Source organism: Amycolatopsis ponsaeliensis (genome assembly GCF_030182635.1).
GTDB lineage: Bacteria > Actinomycetota > Actinomycetes > Mycobacteriales > Pseudonocardiaceae > Amycolatopsis > Amycolatopsis ponsaeliensis.
The window spans coordinates 114382-134322 of the sequence record NZ_JAPZLD010000007.1; the positions used below are offsets into that span (position 1 = coordinate 114382).

At 68.2% G+C, this 19941-nt stretch carries 17 protein-coding genes; 12 read left to right on the plus strand and 5 right to left on the minus strand.

Annotated elements, in window-relative coordinates:
• Window positions 1–284 precede the first annotated feature (284 nt).
• Window positions 285–1349, plus strand: a complete 1065-nt coding sequence (locus tag QQ657_RS12785) for an FUSC family protein (RefSeq protein ID WP_284742309.1) — start codon at window positions 285–287, stop codon at window positions 1347–1349.
• On the opposite strand, the gene QQ657_RS12790 is transcribed toward QQ657_RS12785, so the two are convergent.
• Entirely contained in the window at window positions 1346–3775 is a 2430-nt protein-coding gene (locus tag QQ657_RS12790) for an FdhF/YdeP family oxidoreductase (protein ID WP_284742310.1), read from the minus strand. The genes QQ657_RS12785 and QQ657_RS12790 overlap by 4 nt on opposite strands.
• Window positions 3776–3900: 125 nt before the next feature.
• Between QQ657_RS12790 and dnaK the strand changes: the two genes are divergently transcribed.
• The 10 genes from dnaK (at window position 3901) to QQ657_RS12840 (ending at window position 14470) form a co-directional block, all read left to right on the plus strand.
• Window positions 3901–5769 (plus strand): molecular chaperone DnaK, encoded by a 1869-nt coding sequence (dnaK, locus tag QQ657_RS12795; protein ID WP_284742311.1) that lies wholly within the window; start codon window positions 3901–3903, stop codon window positions 5767–5769.
• Between the two features lie 2 nt (window positions 5770–5771).
• Window positions 5772–6272: a nucleotide exchange factor GrpE gene (locus QQ657_RS12800; protein WP_284742312.1), complete on the plus strand. Its 501-nt coding sequence runs from the start codon at window positions 5772–5774 to the stop codon at window positions 6270–6272.
• Entirely contained in the window at window positions 6269–7198 is a 930-nt protein-coding gene (locus tag QQ657_RS12805) for a DnaJ C-terminal domain-containing protein (protein WP_284742313.1), read from the plus strand. Before QQ657_RS12800 ends, QQ657_RS12805 begins: the two co-directional genes overlap by 4 nt.
• Window positions 7195–7506, plus strand: a complete 312-nt coding sequence (locus QQ657_RS12810; protein ID WP_284742314.1) for a chaperone modulator CbpM — start codon at window positions 7195–7197, stop codon at window positions 7504–7506. The genes QQ657_RS12805 and QQ657_RS12810 overlap by 4 nt, the downstream gene beginning before the upstream one ends.
• A 2-nt stretch (window positions 7507–7508) precedes the next feature.
• Entirely contained in the window at window positions 7509–10130 is a 2622-nt protein-coding gene (gene clpB / locus QQ657_RS12815) for an ATP-dependent chaperone ClpB (protein ID WP_284742315.1), read from the plus strand.
• Between the two features lie 108 nt (window positions 10131–10238).
• Entirely contained in the window at window positions 10239–11468 is a 1230-nt protein-coding gene (locus tag QQ657_RS12820; RefSeq protein ID WP_284742316.1) for a PucR family transcriptional regulator, read from the plus strand.
• 37 nt (window positions 11469–11505) lie between these two features.
• The gene (locus QQ657_RS12825; RefSeq protein ID WP_284742317.1) at window positions 11506–11847 is read left to right on the plus strand and encodes a hypothetical protein; all 342 of its coding nucleotides are present in this window, start codon (window positions 11506–11508) and stop codon (window positions 11845–11847) included.
• A gap of 21 nt (window positions 11848–11868) precedes the next feature.
• A complete protein-coding gene (locus tag QQ657_RS12830; RefSeq protein WP_284742318.1) occupies window positions 11869–12816 on the plus strand; it encodes a Dyp-type peroxidase in 948 nt (315 codons plus the stop codon).
• A 7-nt stretch (window positions 12817–12823) separates the two neighbouring features.
• Window positions 12824–14224, plus strand: a complete 1401-nt coding sequence (locus QQ657_RS12835) for a glucose-6-phosphate dehydrogenase (protein WP_284742319.1) — start codon at window positions 12824–12826, stop codon at window positions 14222–14224.
• Between the two features lie 15 nt (window positions 14225–14239).
• Window positions 14240–14470 (plus strand): hypothetical protein, encoded by a 231-nt coding sequence (locus QQ657_RS12840; protein WP_284742320.1) that lies wholly within the window; start codon window positions 14240–14242, stop codon window positions 14468–14470.
• 6 nt (window positions 14471–14476) lie between these two features.
• On the opposite strand, the gene QQ657_RS12845 is transcribed toward QQ657_RS12840, so the two are convergent.
• The 3 genes from QQ657_RS12845 to QQ657_RS12855 all read right to left on the minus strand — a co-directional run bounded on the left by QQ657_RS12845 (window position 14477) and on the right by QQ657_RS12855 (window position 17376).
• Complete coding sequence (locus tag QQ657_RS12845; RefSeq protein ID WP_284742321.1) at window positions 14477–15334, minus strand: YhjD/YihY/BrkB family envelope integrity protein; 858 nt, start codon at window positions 15332–15334, stop codon at window positions 14477–14479.
• 247 nt (window positions 15335–15581) lie between these two features.
• The gene (locus QQ657_RS12850) at window positions 15582–16541 is read right to left on the minus strand and encodes an AraC family transcriptional regulator (RefSeq protein ID WP_284742322.1); all 960 of its coding nucleotides are present in this window, start codon (window positions 16539–16541) and stop codon (window positions 15582–15584) included.
• 199 nt (window positions 16542–16740) lie between these two features.
• Window positions 16741–17376: a DUF1345 domain-containing protein gene (locus QQ657_RS12855; RefSeq protein WP_284742323.1), complete on the minus strand. Its 636-nt coding sequence runs from the start codon at window positions 17374–17376 to the stop codon at window positions 16741–16743.
• Between the two features lie 240 nt (window positions 17377–17616).
• Here QQ657_RS12855 and QQ657_RS12860 point away from each other — a divergent pair, with 240 nt between their 5' ends.
• Window positions 17617–17931, plus strand: coding sequence for a hypothetical protein (locus QQ657_RS12860; protein WP_284742324.1), 315 nt, complete (start codon window positions 17617–17619; stop codon window positions 17929–17931).
• Window positions 17932–18821: 890 nt separating this feature from the next.
• Here QQ657_RS12860 and QQ657_RS12865 read toward each other — a convergent pair.
• Complete coding sequence (locus tag QQ657_RS12865; protein WP_284742325.1) at window positions 18822–19760, minus strand: sensor histidine kinase; 939 nt, start codon at window positions 19758–19760, stop codon at window positions 18822–18824.
• Window positions 19761–19941: the final 181 nt, after the last annotated feature.

A 19941-nucleotide genomic window follows, 5' to 3' on the forward strand; every position in this document is an offset into this window, starting at 1 on the left:
ACGCGCGCTGTCCTCGCTCAGGCGCGGTGGCCAGAGACGGTCGACCAGGACCCGGACGCCGTCTTCCGCAGCGGGGTCGGCGTAGACCCAGCCCACCAGTACCTGCTGCCGCATGGCGCTGCCCTCCACGGCCCATCTTCGTCGTCGGCTTGACTGTCGCATGTACGAAAGCAGTCGGCACACAAAGAATTCTGTTGCACACCACAGGATCTTCCGGAGCACTCAAGCCTTGCCGGCTGGCAGAATCGCCATCGATACCGGAGATAAGACGATCGGAGCCTTTCTTGCCTGCAGCTCCGCCGCTGGCAGGTCTGCTCGCAGGGCGAGGTCCCGCTGCCGGCGAGTGGCTGCACGCGGGCCGGGTCGGCGCCGGGTTGCTCGTTCCCGGGCTGGCGCTGCTGCTGGCAGGGCGGCCTGATCTGATGATCTACGCCGTTCTCGGCTCATTCGCGGGCATGTACGGGCGGGCCGAATCTCGCCCACTTCGTCTCCGGCACCAGGTGCAGGCCGGTCTGGTGCTGCTGATCGGTGTTGCGACGGGCGTCTTCCTGGCGGCTTACCACGCCCGGCCATGGGTCCTGGTGGTCGTCGAGGCCGGTTTCGCGTGCGTGGCCGCGCTGGTGACGAACCGGCTCGGCCTCAGCCCGCGGGGGCCCTTCTTCGGGATATTCGCACTCGGCGCCACCGCCGTGGTTCCGGTCGACAGGGTCGCGCCTTGGGTGGCATTGTCGATCTGCGTCGCGACGATCGTTTTCTGTGTCCTCATCGGGTTCGCCGGGGCGCCACGACCACACACCGAAGATCCCCTATCCGGGTCAGGCTCCGCGTGCGGACGAGCGGCCTGCGGACCGGGGTGGCGACTGAGCTGTGTAGCGATCCATTCGGCGCGCTACGCGCTGGCGATCTCGGCCGCCGGTTCGTGCGGCTTGTTGCTCGGTGTGGAACACGCGAACTGGGCCATGGCCTCGGCCGCGGTGCCGCTGGCCGCCGCAGACGTGCGCAACCGGCTGCACCCCGGTATCCGCAGCGTCATCGACCGCAGTATTCACCGGATGCTGGGCACGCTCGCCGGCCTCGGCGTCAGTGCACTGCTGCTCCTGCCGCGCCTCGGTGAGACGCTGCTGGCGCTGTTCGTGATCGCGTTGCTGTTCCCGACGGAGCTGTTCATGGTCCGCCACTACGGGTTGGCCCTGGGCTTCTTCACTCCGCTGATCATGGTGATGACTGAACTCGCCGCGCCTGCCGAACCGATGACCCTGCTCACCGACCGGGTGGTCGACACCCTGATCGGTGTATGCACCGGCGTTCTGGCCGCGGTCGTCGTCCGCGGCCTATGTCGCGACGACTAACTATTCGCCGAGTCGCCGGTCGACGCCTGGACCGTGATCTTCAGGTGTTTCATGATCGGCTGATCGCTTTGGGTGCTGTAGTCGCCGATGGCGCACAGGACGTTCATTTCGGGCATGTAGCCGGCCGCGCAGCCGCGCGGGATGTCGTAGGGCACCACCTTGTAGCGGCGCAGGCAGCGGGTGCTGCCGTCCTTGGCGATGCTGGTGATGTCCACCTCGTCGAACTCGCCCAGACCGCGCTCACGCATGTCGTCGGCGTTCATGAAGATCAGCGTGCGCAGGTTCTTGATCCCGCGGTAGCGGTCGTTGTCCGAGTAGATCGTGGTGTTCCACTGGTCGTGGGACCGCATCGTCCCCAGCGCGAGGGTTCCCTCTGCGGGGACGACGTCGGGCAGGCGGGCCGCGGAGAACTCCGCACGGCCCGAGGGTGTGCGGAAGACCAACTCGCGGGCAGGTTGGCGGATGCGGAACCCCAGGGGCAGCCGGACCCGTCGGTTGAAGTCTTCGAAGCCGTCGAGCACTTGGGCCATGGTGTCGCGGATCCGGTCGTAGTCCTCGACGTAGTCCTCCCACGGGGTGGCGCTGTGCGGCAGTGCCGCGCGGGCCATGCCGGCGATGATCGCCGGCTCGGAGAGCAGGTGCGGTGAGGCAGGTCGTTTCATTCCGACGGACAGGTGGACCATGCTCATCGAGTCCTCGACCGAGGTGGCTTGCACTCCCCCGGCTTGGTTGTCCTTCTCGGTGCGGCCGAGACACGGCAGGATCAGCGCTTGCCGGCCGTGGACGAGGTGACTGCGGTTGAGCTTGGTGCTGACCTGCACCGTCAGCTCACACTTGCGCAGGCCCGCAGCGGTGTAGGGCGTGTCTGGGGCGGCGAGGGCGAAGTTGCCGCCCATGCCGACGAACACCGTCACCTCACCGCGGTGCATGGCCTCGATGGTGCCCACCGTGTCGAGACCGTGCGCCCGGGGTGGAGTGATGCCGCAGACCTCGCCGAGCCGGTCGAGGAAGGCGTCGGACGGACGGTGGTCGATGCCGCAGGTCCGGTTGCCCTGCACGTTGCTGTGCCCGCGCACGGGCGATGGCCCGGCACCTTCCCGGCCCAGATTTCCTCGCAGCAGCAACAGGTTGACGATCTCGCGGACCGTGTCGACGCCGTGCTCGTGCTGGGTGACGCCCAGGCACCAGCTGATGATGCTCCGGTCGGCCTCGCGGTAGACCTGGGCCGCGGCACGCATCTCGGCCTGACCGAGGCCCGACTGGCGCTCGAGTTCTTCCCATGACGTGGTTTCGCAGAGGGCGCGGTACTCGGCGAAGCCGGAGGTGTGCCGCTCGACGAACTCCGTGTCGAGGGCTTTCGGGTCGGTTCGGGCCTGCTCCAGGACCGCCTTGGCCATGCCTCGGATCAAGGCCAGGTCACCGCCGATACGGGGCTGCAGGTTCATGGTCCCGGTACGGGTGGCGCGGAAGGTGGCCATCTTCGCGAAGTCGTGCGGGATGATCGTCCGGGTCGCGGCGGCCTCAATGAGTGGGTTGATGTGCACGATCTGCGCGCCCCGGCGGTAGGCCTCCGCCAGCGAGGTGAGCATGCGCGGTGCGTTGGACGCGGCGTTGACACCCAGGATGAACAGAGCGTCGGTGAGCTCCCAGTCCTTGAGGTCGACGGTGCCCTTCCCTGTTCCCAGGGCCGCCTGCAGGGCGCGCCCGCTCGCTTCGTGACACATGTTCGAGCAGTCGGGGAGGTTGTTCGTCCCGAGTTCCCTGGCCATGAGCTGGTACAGGAACGTCGCCTCGTTGCCGAGCCGGCCCGAAGTGTAGAAGGCCGCCTGACCGGGGTGGTCGAGGGTGCGCAGGGCATGGCCGACGAGAGCGAAGGCGTCCGGCCAGGAGATCGGGACGTAGCGGTCGCTGTCCGCGTCGTAGCGCAAGGGTTCGGTCAACCGGCCCTGACTCTCGAGGTCCGCGTCGCTCCAGCGCGACAATTCGCGCACCGTGTGGGCGGTAAAGAACTCGGGCCCGACCCGTTTGCGAGTCATTTCCCACGTGACGTGTTTGATGCCGTTCTCACAGATATCCAGATGCAGGCCCTTGGTATCATCGGGCCACGCGCATCCGGGGCAGTCGAAACCGCCGTTTTCGTGATTCATCCGCACAATCGCGCGCGGACCATCCAGGAGTTCGCCCTCGCGGACCAGGAACTCGGTGACGCTCCTCGCCGCACCCCACCCGGCGGCCGGATGGTGGTACGGCGTGAACTCCGGCGCCTTATCCTTGTCGTTCATCGCCCACACTCCCGCTGTCGCACCGCGCTCGCCGCACGATCCGATCACGGCCCGCCTCCCGCCGGAAGGGGGCGCGGTGCGGATGTCGAGGAAAACACACAATCGTGTGCGCCACCCCACCGCCACTCGTTCGATGTGGCGCAAAACAAAGTTCATTGTCGGGTGCCACATCTCCCCAGGAGTGGGTTACCCCGCGGGATCGTTCGTCTTGACGCCTCCAAGACCCGCCAGTAAACCGATCGTCGATTCCGGAGTGGAGGGAGCCCACGATGGCGAAAGCGGTCGGTATCGATCTCGGTACGACGAATTCGGTGATCGCGGTGATGGAAGGCGGCCAGCCGACAGTCCTCGCCAACGCCGACGGCGCGCGCACGACCCCGTCGGTGGTGGCCTACACCGACTCGGGAGAGCGGCTCGTCGGCCAGCTGGCTCGCCGCCAGGCGATCCTCAACCCCAAGGGCACGATCTCCTCGGCGAAGCGGTTCATCGGACGCCGCTACGACGAGGTCACCAGCGAACTGGACGCGGTCACCTACGACGTCGTCGCAGGCCCGGACGACGCCGTGCGGTTCGACGTCCACGGCAAGCTGTACGCGCCGGAGGAGGTCTCGGCGCTCGTGCTGCGCAAACTTGTCGAGGATGCGTCGAAGTACCTCGGAGAGAAGGTGACCGAGGCCGTCGTCACGGTTCCTGCGTACTTCAACGACGCTCAGCGTCAGGCGACCAAGGACGCCGGGCGGATCGCGGGGCTGGACGTCCTGCGGATCATCAACGAGCCGACCGCGGCGGCGCTGGCCTATGGCCTGGACAAGAAGCAGAGCGAGACCGTGCTGGTGTTCGACCTGGGCGGCGGAACGTTCGACGTCAGCGTCCTCGACATCGGCGACGGCGTCGTCGAGGTCCGGTCCACCGCGGGCGACACCCATCTGGGCGGGGACGACTTCGACCGCCGCGTCGTCGACCACCTCGCCGGCGAGTTCGAGCGGGAGAACGGGATCGACCTGCGCGCGGACCCGCAGGCCCTGCAGCGGCTGTTCGAAGCGGCGGTCAAGGCCAAGGAGGAGCTGTCCTCGGTCACCCGTACCACGATCAACCTGCCGTTCATCACCGCGGACGCGTCCGGCCCGAAGCATCTCAACACCACGCTCATGCGCTCGACGTTCGACCAGATCACCGGGGACCTCGTCCGACGCTGCAAGGGGCCGGTGGAACAAGCCATCGGCGACGCGAAACTCACCCCGGCCGATATCGACGAGGTCATCCTGGTCGGCGGCTCCACCCGAATCCCGGCCGTGCAGGAGCTGGTCCGGCGGCTCGCGGGCGGCAAGGACCCGAACATGACGGTCAACCCGGACGAGGTGGTCGCGCTGGGCGCGGCGGTCCAGGCGGCGATCATCAAGGGCGAAGCCAAGGACGTCCTGCTGCTCGACGTCACGCCGCTGTCGCTGGGCATTGAAACCCTGGGCGGGGTGATGACCCGGGTCATCGAACGCAACACCACCATCCCGGCCCGGCGCAAGGAGACCTTCAGCACCGCGGAGGACAACCAGTCCGCGGTCGACGTGGTGGTGCTGCAGGGCGAGCGGGAGCAGGCCGCGGACAATCGGGTGCTGGGACGGTTCCGGCTGGAGAACATCCGCCCGGCCGCCCGGGGCGTCCCGCAGATCGAAGTCGTTTACGACATCGACGCCAACGGCATCCTCAACGTGTCGGCGCAGGACAAGGAAACCGGCGCCGAGCAGCGCATCACCATCAGCGAGAGCTCCAACCTCGACGGCGCCGAGGTCGAGCGGATGGTCCAGGACGCGGAGCGCAACCGCACCGAAGACGTCCGGCTCCGGGAGCTCATCGACGCCCGCAACACCCTGGACATGGCTGCCTACCAGGTGGAACACAAGCTCGAAGAACTCGGCTCCGGCGCCGCGGTGCACGACAAGGCCCGCGCCGAGATGCTCGTCGGTGACGCCCGGAAGCTGCTGAAGGACGACCAGGAGCCGAGCCTCGAGCGGCTGCGCGCATCGACCGGCGAACTGCAGCAGCTCTACCACGGCCTCGAAGCCGTCTCAGCCGACGACGCGGCAACTGGCCGTTCCGGTGATGACGGCGACGTCATCGACGCCGAATTCACCACCTCCTGACCATGACCGAGGAAATGGCACACGACCATCCGCCGGAGACCGCGCCCGACGAGGTCGCCGATCTTCGCGCACGGGTCGCCGAACTGGAAGGCCGATGGCGGTCCACCGCGGCCGACCTCGACAACTTCCGCAAGCGCACCGCACGCGATGCCGAGCAGCTCGGCGGTTTCGAACGGGCGCGGGCGGCCGCCGCATGGCTGCCCGTGCTCGACAACCTGGACATCGCCCTGGAACACGCCGACGCCGACCCCGCCACGATCGTCGCAGGCCTGCGGGCCGTGCGCGAACAGGCCGACGCCGTGATGGCCCGGCTGGGTTTCGCCCGCCGCGACGACGAAGCGGGCACCACGTTCGACCCGGCCGCCCATGAGGCCGTGAGCGCGGTACCCGTGCACGGTGCGGTCCCCGGCACGATCGTGCAGACCGTCCGAGCCGGTTACGGCACCGGAGAGCATCAGCTGCGGCCGGCCGCAGTGGTGGTGGCGGCGAGGGCAGACCCGTGACGGCGAGCGACGACTTCTACACGATCCTCGGCGTCCCCAGGACCGCCGGTCAGGACGAAATCCAGCGGGCCTACCGCAAGCTGGCGCGCCAGTACCACCCCGATGTGAACAAGGACCCGGCGGCCGAGGACCGGTTCAAGGAGATCTCCGAGGCCTACGACGTCCTGTCCGAACCGGACACGCGCCGTCGCTACGACGCTTTCGGCGCCGACTTCCGGCAGGTGCCCGACGGCGTGGACCCCGCTACCTGGGCACACGCGAAGGCTGCGCAGGCTGGCGGGTCGTGGCCGGATGACGAGGGCAGCGTCCGGTTCGGCTACGGCGCCGACGACATCGACCTGGACGACCTGCTGGGCGGCCTGTTCGGCGCACGGGCGGGTCGGCGCCGCGGCCCGGTCCCCGGTGCGGACCAGGAAGCCGGAATCGACCTCACGGTCGAGGACGCCTACCGCGGTGGGCGGCGGTCACTCACCCTGCCCGGCCCGCGCACCATCGACGTGAACATCCCGGCCGGGGTCACCGACGGGCAGCGGATCCGGCTGGCCGGGCAGGGCGGCCGAGGCAGTGACGGGGCGCCGGCGGGCGACCTGTACCTGGTGGTGCGGCTGGCGCCGCACCCGCGATACCGCGTCGACAGCCGGGACATCGACGTCGATCTCCCGCTGACACCGTGGGAAGCGGCGCTGGGAACGACCGTGACCCTCGAGATCCCCGGCGGCGAGGCGAAGGTGAAGGTGCCGGCGGGAACGTCGAGCGGACGGCGGCTGCGCCTGCGAGGACGAGGGCTGCCGCACCCGCGCGGAAAGCCCGGCGACTTGTTCGCCGAGGCCCGCATCGTCGTGCCGCCCGAACTCACTGACGAGGACCGGCGCTTGTTCGAACAGCTCGCGGCGGCCTCGACCTTCGATCCGAGGAGGCAACGGTGACCTACGCACTCGTCCGCAGGCACACCGGCGCGGCACACCTGGACCTGACGTCGTTCGCCCGAGCCACCGGGCTGCACCCCGAGCTGGTACAGCGCCTGCTCACCCTCGGGCTCGTCGACGCCGTCCAGGACACCGCCGGTGAGCTCTGGTTCCCCGTCGGGCAGCTCGCCACCGTGGGACGCATCCAGCGCCTGCGGCACGGCTTCTCGCTCAACTATGCCGCAGCGGGGCTGGTGGCCGACCTGCTCGACCACATCGCGGACCTGGAAGCGGCGCTTCGGACGCGCTCTCGACGCAGCGGAGGCTGACGATGGACCCCGACCGGCTCACCCGGAAATCCCAGGAAGCGCTGCACGACGCCCAGACCAAGGCGACCCGGCACGGCCACCCCGAGGTCGACGGGGAACACCTGCTGCTCGCTCTGCTCGAGCAGCCCGACGGTCTCGCGACCCGCCTGCTCACCCAGGCCGGGGCCGACCCCGACCGGCTGCGCACCGACCTCGAGACCGAGCTCGGCCGCCGCCCCAAGGTCAGCGGGCCCGGCACCACCCCCGGCCAGACCCTGATCACCCAGCGGCTGTCCCGGCTGCTCGACACCGCCGACCGCGAGGCCACCCGCCTCAAGGACGACTACGTCTCGGTCGAACATCTGGTGATGGCCCTGCTCGAGGAAGGCAGCGAGAGCGCGGCCGGGCGCTTGCTGCACGCGGCCGGACTGAGCCGCGACACCTTCCTCCAGGCGCTGCGGTCGGTCCGGGGCAACCAGCGGGTCACCTCCGCGATGCCCGAGGTCGCCTACGAAGCGCTGGAGAAATATGGCGTGGACCTGGTGGCCGACGCCGCGGCCGGCACGCTCGACCCGGTGATCGGCCGGGACACCGAAATCCGCCGGGTCATCCAGATCCTGTCCCGCAAGCGGAAGAACAACCCGGTCCTCATCGGCGATCCCGGTGTCGGCAAGACCGCCATCGCGGAAGGACTGGCTCTGCGCATCAGCCACGGCGATGTACCCGAGGGGCTGAAGGACAAGACGGTCTTCTCGCTCGACATGGGAGCGCTGGTGGCCGGCGCGAAGTACCGCGGCGAGTTCGAGGAACGGCTCAAGGCCGTACTCAACGAGGTGAAGGCCGCCGAAGGGAAGATCCTGCTCTTCGTCGACGAGCTGCACACCGTTGTCGGCGCCGGGGCCACCGAAGGCGCGATGGACGCCGGCAACCTGCTCAAGCCGATGCTCGCCCGCGGCGAACTGCACATGATCGGCGCCACGACCAGCGACGAGTACCGCAAACACATCGAGAAGGACGCCGCACTCGAACGCCGGTTCCAGCCCGTGCTGGTCGACGAACCCTCGGTGGAGGACGCGATCTCGATCCTGCGCGGACTGCGCGAACGCCTGGAGGTCTTCCACGGCGTCAAGATCCAGGACAGCGCCCTCGTGGCCGCCGCGGTCCTGTCGCACCGCTACATCTCCGACCGCTTCCTGCCGGACAAGGCCATCGACCTGGTGGACGAGGCCTGCGCAATGCTCCGCACGGAGATCGACTCGATGCCCGCCGAACTGGACGAGCTCTCCCGGCGCCTGACCCGCATGGAGATCGAGGAAGCCGCGCTGGCCAAGGAGACCGACGCCCCGAGCAGGACACGGCGCGACGAGCTGGACCGTGAGCTGGCTGATCTGCGCGCCGAAGCCGGTGTCATGCGGACCCAATGGGAGTCCGAACGCGCCGCACTGCACAAGGTCCAGGCGTTGCGCGGCGAGATCGAACAGGTCCGCATCGACGCAGAAGCCGCCGAACGGGCCTACGACCTCAACCGCGCCGCGGAGCTGCGACACGGAAGGCTCCCGGAGCTGCAACGGCGACTCGAAGGCGAAGAAGGTCTGCTCGCGACCAGACAGGGCGGCACCCGGCTGCTGCGCGAGGTCGTCACCGACGACGAGATCGCGGCCGTCGTGGCCCGCTGGACCGGCATCCCGGTCAGCCGGCTTCAGGAGGGCGAACGGAACAAGCTGCTGCGCCTGGACGACCTGCTCCACGAACGGGTGATCGGCCAGGACGAGGCCGTGGACGTGGTGGCCGATGCGATCGTCCGGGCACGCTCGGGGATCAAGGACCCCGGTCGCCCGATCGGGTCGTTCCTGTTCCTCGGCCCCACCGGGGTCGGCAAGACCGAGCTGGCGAAGGCGCTCGCGGCGAACCTGTTCGACACCGAGGACAACATCGTCCGCATCGACATGAGCGAGTACCAGGAGCGCCACACCGTCTCGCGGCTCGTCGGCGCCCCACCAGGGTACGTCGGGTATGACGAGGGTGGTCAGCTCACCGAGGCGGTGCGCCGCAAGCCCTATGCGGTGGTGCTGTTCGACGAGATCGAGAAGGCTCACGCCGACGTGTTCAACACGCTGTTGCAGGTCCTCGACGACGGCCGCATGACCGACGCGCAAGGCCGGACGGTCGACTTCCGCAACACGGTGATCATCATGACCTCGAACATCGGCGCGCCCTACCTCGTGGACGGGGTGACCGCGAACGGGGAGATCAAGACCGACGCCCGCGATGCGGTGCTGGCCGAGTTGCGCGGGCACTTCCGGCCGGAGTTCCTCAACCGGATCGACGAGATCGTGCTGTTCAAGCCGCTCACCGAACCGGAGATCGAGCGGATCGTCGAGCTGATGCTCGAGGACCTGCGCACCCGCCTGGCTCAGCAGCGGATGACCCTCGAGGTCACCGGCGAAGCCCTCCGATACATCGCGGAGCAGGGGTTCGACCCCGTGTACGGCGCCCGCCCGCTCCGTCGCTACCTCGCCCGCCAGGTGGAGACCCGCATCGGGCGGGCGCTGCTCAGCGGCGATGCCCGCGACGGCGCCGTGATCCGCGTCGCGCTCGTCGGTGGCGAGCTCGCCGTCACCTACGACAACCCGGAGGGCGGGTGAGATGCCGAGCGAAAGCTGCGACCCGGCGACAGTGCCGCGTAGCATTCCGGCGGTGATCGGCGTGAACGAAGTTCACCGCCCCGGCCGGCCGGCGAATGGGGCGGCCGGGTGAACAACGCCGCCCCAGCCGCGCTCGTCACCTGGCTGGAAACACGCCTGCCCCGGCTGATCGACGACGTGTACGCCGCCGTCTGCGACCGCATCGACCTCTACCGCGACGAGAAGATCGTCCCGCGCGACGACCTGCACCGCTCGATCGCGGTCAACCTGCGCTTCATGGTCACCGCGCTCGCCGGGAACCACACCGACGCCGACTTGGCCGCACCGGTCGAAACCGGCAGCCGCCGAGCCCACCAGGGCGCACCGCTGCCGGAGGTCCTGCAGGTCTACCGCGTCGGCTGCGCGATGCTGTGGGACATGGTGGTCGACCAGGCCCGCAACCATGGCGGGCCGGCCACGACGGACACGCTCGTCGACGTGGCCAGCCTGCTCTGGCAGGTCACCGACGACCACGCGGTGCGGCTCACGGAGGCCTACCGCGCCGCGAGCGCGGAGCTGCTCGTGGCGCAACAACGGCGCCGATCAGCGCTGGCCGAAGCCCTGTTCACCGGCCAGCGCGTGTTCAACGCCGGCCCCTGGGAGGCCGGAAAGCTGCTCGGCCTGTCCCTCGATGGGAAGCTCGCGGTGGTGGCGGCGGAGACCCGCGGCCTGGCCGAGGAGAGCCTGATCGGGGTCGAGCGGCGGCTCGCCCGGCTCGGGATCGTCTCGGCGTGGCAGCTCACCCCCACACTGCAGGCCGGCGTGGTGTCCCTGCGCGACGAACAACGCGACCCCATGCTGGCCGTGCTGAACGAGGTCGCGGTCGCCCGCGCGGGCGTGAGCCCCCTATATCGATCCCTCGTCGAGACCCCGCGCGCCTTGCACTTGGCCCGCACGGCGCTCGCCGGGCTCCCACCGGGCAAACCGGACGTCCGCCCGTTCAGCTCCAGCCCGCTCGCCGCCTTCCTCGCCTACGACCCGGACGAGGGACGGCGCCTGGCCGAGGAAGTACTGGGCGCGGTCCTGGACCAGCCCACCGAGGAACGCGACATCTTGCTGGAAACCCTGCACGCCTACCTCACCTGCGGCGGATCGTCCGATCGCGCCGCGGAAGTCCTGCACTGCCACGCCAACACCGTCCGGTACCGGTTGCGCCGCATCCGGGAGCTCACCGGCCGGTCACTGACCGATCCGCGCGCGATCGCCGAACTGGTGACCGCGGCACAGGCCCTCCGGCTGAATCCCGGCCGCCGCGCTCCCGGCGCGGCACCGGCACCGCAGACCGACGGCAAACACTGACACGAGAACCCTTTCTCCTACTCACTCGAGGACAGCGGTGAACGCACAGCAGACCATCACGGCCAAGACCATCGGAAACCCGGACGGCGGGCTGTTCGACAACCCGTGGCAGCACGGTCGGCCCGCCGTGGACGACCAGGTCGCGATCTTCGCCTTCGAAGTGACCAAAGTGGACCAGGACGAGCAGGACCTGCGGACCTACCACGTCGCGCCCGCCGGCTTGGCACGAGAAGGCGCCATCGGACCGGCGCAGGACCAGCCGCAGGGAATCACGGTCAGGTGGGTCGGCTGCGGGACCGGAAAGGTCGTGCACGCGGCCGAAGGCAGGAATGTCGATCCGACGTGCGAAGTACTGCCGGACGACCCGCGACTCGTTTGAACGACACGATCGGAGACGCCGGTGCCCGAGCCCCAGGGTGTGCTCACCCCGCTCACCGAAAGCGCCATGTTCCTCACCCTCACGATCCGGCGGCCCGGCGACGAGGCCGCCGTCCACGACCTGCTGCCGGAGCTGGCCGGGATGGTCCGCTCGGTCGGCTTTCCTCTCCCGGAGGAGGCGCTGACCTGCGTCGTGGGCTTCGGGTCCGCGGCGTGGGATCGGCTGTTCACCGGCCCGCGACCGGCGCACCTGCACCCCTTCCGCGAGATCGACGGACCGCGACACCGGGCACCGGCGACCCCGGGTGACCTGTTCCTCCACCTGCGCGCGAAACGGCTCTACACCTGCTTCGAGCTGGCGCGCCGGGTGGTCGACGGCCTCGGCGACGCCGTCACCGTGACCGACGAGGTCGCGGGCTTCCGGTACTTCGACCGCCGTGACCTGCTCGGGTTCGTCGACGGCACGGAGAACCCCACGGGCGGCCTGGCAGCCGCCGCCGCGCTGGTCGGTACTGACGACGATCCCCGCTTCACCGGCGGTTCCTACCTGATCGTGCAGAAGTACCTGCACGACCTCGACCGGTGGAACGCGATGCCGGTGGAGGACCGGGAGCGCGCGGTGGGCCGCCACATGCTCGACGACGTCGAGATCCCCGACGCGAAGAAGGCCACCGACTCCCACGTGGCGCTGACCACGATCGAGGACGGTGACGGCAACGAACGCAAGATCCTGCGGGACAACATGCCGTTCGGGTCGATCGCCCGCGGCGAGTACGGCACGTACTTCGCCGGCTACGCCGCCGATCCCGGCGTGACCGAGGAAATGCTGACCCGCATGTTCGTCGGCGAGCCGCCCGGAAACTCCGACCGCCTCCTCGACGTCTCCACCGCCGTGACCGGCGGGCTCTTCTTCGTCCCACCCGCCGACTTCCTGGCCGATCCGCCCGAACTTCCGACCAGGCAGGAGTGAGGCCGGCATGCCGGAACCGGGATGGACCGCGAGCACCCTGGTGATCTTCGGGATCACCGGCGACCTCGCCGGCAAGATGACGTTGCCGGCGCTATACCAGCTGGAGCGGCGAGGCGCCCTGGACTGCGCCATCATCGGCGTCGCGTCCGCACCCTTGACCACGCACGAGCTCGTCGAGCGCGCCCGCCGCGCGATCGAGAAATCCGGCGGCCCGATCGACGACGCCGTCTTCACCCGGCTGTCCCGCCGGCTGACCTACCTCGGCGGCGACGCGACCGACCCGCACCTGTACGAATCGCTGGCCACCCAGCTCGGCGGCGGCCGGCGACGGCCGCTGTACTACCTGGCCACCCCGCCCGCCCTGTTCGCGCCGATCGTCGAGCGGCTGGGCGCGGCCGGGCTGCTGGTCGACGCCCGCGTGGCGCTCGAGAAACCGTTCGGCTCCGACCTGGCGACGGCGCGTGAACTGCAGAGCCGTCTGCACCAGATCCTCGAGGACCGGCAGCTGCTGCTGGTGGACCACTTCCTGGGCAAAGAACCGGTCATCGAGATCGAATACCTGCGGTTCGCGAACTTCGCCATGGCCGAACTGTGGCACCGCGACAGCGTCGAGTCCGTCCAGATCACCATGGCCGAGAACCACAGCGTCGCCGGCCGGGGAAAGTTCTACGACTCGGTCGGCGCGGTACGAGATGTCGTGCAGAACCACCTGCTGCAGGTACTGGCGCTGGTCGCGATGGACGCACCCATCGGCTCCTCGGTGGCGGAGCTGCGGGCCAAGAAACTCGAGGTGCTCAAAGCGATCCCCGCCGTCGACGTCCGGCAGTGCGTACGCGGCCAGTACGACGGCTACCTGGCGGTCCCGGGAGTCGCGGCAGACTCGGACACCGAGACGTTCGTCGCGCTGCGGCTGGAGATCGACAGCTGGCGCTGGGCGGGTGTTCCCGTGTTGATCCGGGCGGGCAAACACCTGCCGGTAAACGCCACCGAGGTCCGTTTGGTGCTGCGCCACACCCCGCGACTGCGTTTCCTGCCCGACGCGGCCAGGGTTGAGGCCAACCAGATAGTCCTGCGCATCTCACCTACGCCCGGCCTGCGGCTGCAGCTGTCAGGGCTGGGCGGCAACGACTCGTGGCGCCCGGTCCGGCTGGACACCACGTTCGCGCGGGACCTCGGCGTACCGCAGGCGCCCTACGAGCGGCTGCTGCATGACGCCCTGGCCGGCGACGACCGGCTGTTCGCGTGGCAGGACGCTGTGGAGGAAAGCTGGCGGATCCTGCGGCCCCTCGTGGCCTACCCGCCACGCGCGCACGAGTACCGGCCGGGCACATGGGGACCAGTCGAGGCCGACGCGCTGCTGCCGGCGGGACGAGACTGGCAGGCGCCGTGGCTGCCCGATTCCAACTGAAATGAGGAACGCAGCATGACGCGTGACGAGCGTCCGGAGACCGATCCGTGTCCTGACCCGGCGTGGTACTACAACACCACGACGCACCAGGTCGAACACGGCTCGCTGTCGCGAGCCGCTGACCGGCTCGGTCCTTATCCGGACGAGACTACGGCCCGTCGGGCACTGGACATCGCCCGCGAACGCACTGAAGCGTCAGATCTGGCCGACCGCGAGTGGGACGACGGTCCGGTCCGGCCCACGTGACCGGGTTCACTGTTCTGGCGGACGCGAAGCCGAGGTCGCGGTCCACGCCGTGGCAAATAGCAGCAGCCGCGCTGTCGCGTTGGCGAATACGAGCACCCCTATCACCGGGCCGAACACGGCGCCAGCCGGAGAGTGAGCAGCCTTGGCCAGCAGGATGCTCGCAATCTGCTTGAGAACCTCGAATCCGACAGCAGCAAGCAGTGCGCCCGGTATCGCCGCGCGGGCGACGACCGGGCGTCGGGGCAACCGGGCGATCACCCACAGGAACAGTAGCCAGTTCATCGTCAGGGCAAGCACTACACTCGCCGTCGTTGCCCATGGGGAAGAGAGCCCCGTCGTCAGTCGCGGCAGCACCGCGCCGGCGGCGGTGATCGCGAAGGACACCACCAGGGCGAAGCCCAGGCCGAGCAACGCGAACAGGTCCTTGACCGCCGTGGACACGACCGGCAGTGCAGGTCGTTGCAGCCGCCACTGCTCGGTCAGCGCGGCCCGCAGGTGTGTCATCCACCCGACCCCCGCACCGAGCCCGACGAGCAGCCCGATGGCGCCGACCGTGCCCCGGGCGTCGACCGCGCCGCGGACCAGGTCGCCGACAGTGTCGCCGAACGCACCGGGCATCTGCGCGCGGATCTCGGTCATCAGCCGTTCCATCACGGCGTGATTGCCGGCAAGCACGAAAGCGGCGACGGCGAACGCCACCATCACGACCGGCACCAGGGCGAGCACGCTGAAGTAGGTGATGGCGGCCGCGTAATAGGTGCCGTAGTGCTCGCTGAACGACTTGGCGGCCCGGAAGACATGCTCAAGCCACGGACACCGGCGGCGTAGCCGACCGAGGCGCGGTGGCCGTACTTCGGTGTCCATGCGAACGGTCGCCGAGTCAGCGGGGCACGCAGCCGCGTCGCTTGCGCGAGCGGTCGTCGAGGCCATTCCGATGGCTCGGCAGCGCTCGGATGTCGACATCGAACAAGGTCTCCGAGACGGTCATGGACGCAAGGCTAGCGTCGTCGGCCGAGGCTGGGGGGCGTCGATCTACTCCCTTGTCGGCAACACCAAATCTATTTGGTGAACGCGACAACGACGGCCACGGCGGGGCGCGACGAGCAGACGGTCACGCGAACGCCGGGCCGCGCAACGTTTGTGCTGGCGAGCGGCCGAAGCGTGTGCCGTAGGCAGCCACGAACCGCGGCGGGCCGAACCCCCACGACCTGGCGACCGCGGCGACTGTGGTCTCTCCTGGCCGAAAGAACTCCAGATCGGCATGTGCACGCCCGAGGCGGACGCGCTCGATGTCCTGCCAGGACGGCACATCTCGATGCCGGATCCAGGAGCCTGCCAGCGCCCGGATACTCAGCCCGGCCACAGTTGCAAGTCGGCCTGGTGTCAACGGCTGGTCCGGAAAAGCCTCGATGTAGTCGATGCATCGGCGTATCGCCCGCGGTCCCCAGGTCGGCACCGAGGCGTCGAGTGCCTCGTGGTGGGGATGATCGGTGGCGAACAGCAACTGCACCATCACATGGTCCTGCATCGGTTCTGCACTGATCGGGTCGGCCGATAATGAGGTCGGCTTCGCGGTGACGTCCGTGATGAGCCGTACGTCGGCCGCCCAGCTTCGACCGGCGGGACTGTTCAGGGACAGTGACGCGGCCAGCGGCAGAGGTCGGCGGACGGAGCGACCGAGTAACGCCTCGAGCATGTCCTCCAGCGCCACCGAACCGATGTCTGCCACCACGACATCGAACTGCTCGACTGTGTCCACGGTCGCCTCGGCCGGCGGCGCAAGCACGGCGGCCCGGCCCGGTCCGAGGTCGAGATCCTGCCCTCGGTAGCGGATGCGCAGCGCTCCCCGCACCGGAATCCCGACCAGATAGCCGTGCTCGTCGGGCATGCGCATGTGGACTTCGTCGGTGCAGCGAGTTTCCTCGACAGCGAGCGAGCCACTTGTGACCCGTCGGGTTCGGAAGCTGAATGGCTTGTGCAGGACGCGACCCAGTCGGACCGCCGACGGCAGGGGCGCGTCAGCGGAGCCTGAGCTGGTCAACTCGAACTCGACGATAGTCGGTGCGGTCATGAGAACACCTCGCGGAAAATGCCGGCGAGCCGGTCCGGCGCCGAGGCAGCGATCGCGGCCTCCTCGGAGAAGGTGGCAAACGTAACCCGTGCGATCTCAGATCGTGCCACGCGTCGTCGAAGTTTGTGTGAACCGACAGCGCCCGTTGTGTGGCCCCTGACCTGTGCGGTGCAACTGGTCGGCAGGCCGACGGCCGGGTTCAGCGGCTGATGATCCCGGCGACGAGGTTGATGGTAGCGGCCAGGATCACTGTCCCGAAAACATACGACAGCAACGTGTGCCGCAGTACCACCGCCCGGATCGTGGAGTTCGAGACGTCCGTATCGGATACCTGGTAGGTCATGCCGAGGTTGTAACTGAAGTAGAAGAAGTCCCGATATGCGGGCGATTCGTCCGAGTTGAAGTCGATCCCGCCCGCCGGCGCCGTGTAGTAGAGGTCGGCGTAACGCGTCGCATACATCAAGTGCAACCCCGCCCAAGCCATGAACACACCACCCAGCGCCGTTGCCGCTGCGGCGCCGCTGGTGGCGGAATCGTCGAACACGAGCAACACCACGATGCCCGTCAGCCCGCTCAAAGCAGCCCCAACCACGACAAGTTCCTCGATCGCCGGCCGAAAGACCTCACGACGCGCGTTGCGGTGGGTTGCCGCAGCGTCCATCGGCCACAGTTCAATCCAGCCGGCGACGACGAAAATCGTCGCTGTAACGGCGATGCCTGCAAGTGTGCCCATGGCCGGGTCCATCAGCGCACCGACAGCCAGGCCCGCCAGCGTTCCAAGGCCTGCGGCACCCGCAAGCCGGAAGACCGCGGAGTTCAGTATCCGGGTGTGCATGAAAACAATGGTAGCCGGGAGCGTTCCGGGATCTGCGGCCTGATGTTCAGTGTTGACGTCAGAGTTCGATGCGCGTTGTGGGAAATGCCAACAGAAACTGTGAGTCCCCACAGAGGCTGGTCGGTGTCAGCCATGGCACCCCATACCAATCACGCCATATCGCAGTAAGTACCCCCCGCGCGGGGGGTCTTGGTGTGTCGCAGCGATAACACTGCGACTCAGCATGTAACCCTCTGTGACATGCCCTCCGATCCCCTCAACCCCACCCGACACGCGGAAACCTTCCCCGAGTTCCGTCGCAATCTCGACCAACTGACCCGGACCTACGCCGCCGCTCGCCGCCGCGGGCGCAGTTCGGACAACGCAACACTCGACCTGCTGCAAGTCCTGCACCGCGAAGATCGCAGTTGGACGGTGGTGCACCTCGCGTTCGCAATCGCCGCGCTTGCACATGACCGCACACCCACCAGCGCGTTCACTACGATCGCTTGCCTGCCTTGCGTGCGCTCACGCCGGGCGGGGGCGCCGAGCCTCCATGGCCGCTGTCTTCACTGACGCGAACGCAAGACGAAGCAAGAACGCGATGAGAGGATCTGACCCGTTCGAATCGCAAGGCCAGTTTGCGACGTCGCCATGACGGCGTGCTCCACGACGTCGCGGGGCCGCGACGAGATACTCACCCGACAGCGACTGCAGTCGGCGCCTCAGGCAGCCGCCCTTTGGAATCATGCCCGAGAAGCCGCAGGTCTCATCACAGTCTCCACAACGATGTCACCCATTCGAGTTCACCCGGCAAAGGTAGTCATGCCTTTGCCTTCACGATTGATGCCAACGGCCGAATCGAAATCGTGCAGAATGCTTGACATGGAAGACACGATTTCCGCGCCAGGCCGCGAAGAAGGGGATGTCGAACCAACTCCGATCTACGATGCTGTTGCCGCAACGCTTCAGACACACCAACGAGCCAGGGTTACCGAGGGTGTCAACGCGACAACAGAAGAGATCGCCCACAACGCCGTCCAGGACCGAATCTCAGACACACCGCTACCGAGCAGCGAACACGCTGTTTCCGCCCCGATTTCCGGAGCAACGGCCTTTCGCTGGCTCCCGGCCGGCTGTTCGTCTCCGTCCAAGCCTCAGTCGCGATCGGCAACATCAGCGACCGACAGCTCACCTTCGGCTCAGATCGTGTCGGATGGTGCACCCAGCTGATCGCGCTCTTAGACGAGGCCTGACCGAAGGTCCGGAGCACGTGTTCCCTGAAACGCGGCGCCGACTTCCCGGCAGTGGCCTGGGCGAGATATTGCTGTCGCCGACGTTGCAGGGGCCCCAGTCATCGATGGCGCCACGGTCCGAGTTCACCGCGACCACGTTTGCTCATCAGGCATAGGCACCACCGTGAACTGCCCCGGCAACGACTCGTCTGCCGCGGCAACAGTTCACGGTCACAGCTGGAAGTGGCCGCGCGTGGCCGTACCTGCGGCGCCGGCGTAGAGGCGCACCAGGTCGGATATGTGGTTGACCAATAGCAAGCCGCGGTTCGGCCGTTGGCCCGGTGCGATCGGGTGCCGTCCGGCCAGCGGGTCGGTCAGGGTCCCGTGGTCGTCGACCTGGCACACGAGGTTCCCATCGTCCGTCCAGATCCGCAGCCGACCGAAGCCGCCACCGTGGTCGATGCTGTTGGTGACCAACTCGGTGATGACCACTTCCAGATCGGCGGTCTTGCCATCGGTCAGGCCCGCTTGGCGTGCATGGGTGCGGGCGAAGGTCAGGGCCTGCGAGAGGTTGGTGGCATCGACAGTGAGCTCGGCGGCGTTTGCCGGTTCGGGTAGTGGCTGGTTGTAGCTGGCGATGATCGCGTCGGGGTCGTAAGCGGCGCTGGTTCGCCGGCCGGCGTTGTCGATGAGCAGCGGATGGGTCGCTTCGGCGTCGGCCAGCACTGCCGAGGGCAGGTTCTGCGTGTCGTAGGGGCAGAGGATGGTGACGTCTCGGCCGGTGAAGGCCAGGTTGATCAAGGCTTCGTGCTGGGCGCAGGCGGGGTACTCGTGGTAACGGCGATCCGGCCAGATCGGTTCGCCGATGATACGGACGCGGCGGCCGGTGTGGGTGTCGGCAAAGGCCCGGAGTACTCCGGGGATGATCCGGCCGGGGTTGCGTCCGGCGGTACGCATGTCCAGCAGTTGAACCCGGGCGGCGTCGGCGCCGAGTTCGGCGCGTAGCAGGGCGAGGTTGGGCTCGGGGACCGCGACGGCGACCGGCTCACCCGCGGCGAGCCCAAACCGGATGAACGGGACAGTGCCAGCGAGATACTCGCTGATATCCCGGTAGAAGAGTGCGGGATGGGTGAACGGCTCGGCGTGGCGTGATTCGACGGGCGTGCTCATAACTCTTCCAGTTCTTCAATCACAATCTTCGCCGGTTCGGTGCGGTATCGCAATCAGCATCGTACGCAAGACCGGCGGCGGGCGCGTGAGCGTCAGATGTGGCGTTCCGATTGAGCACCACCGACCGGCGAGTACGCCGCTCAGACTCACCGACCACCACGTACGCGGACCACCCCGCTAC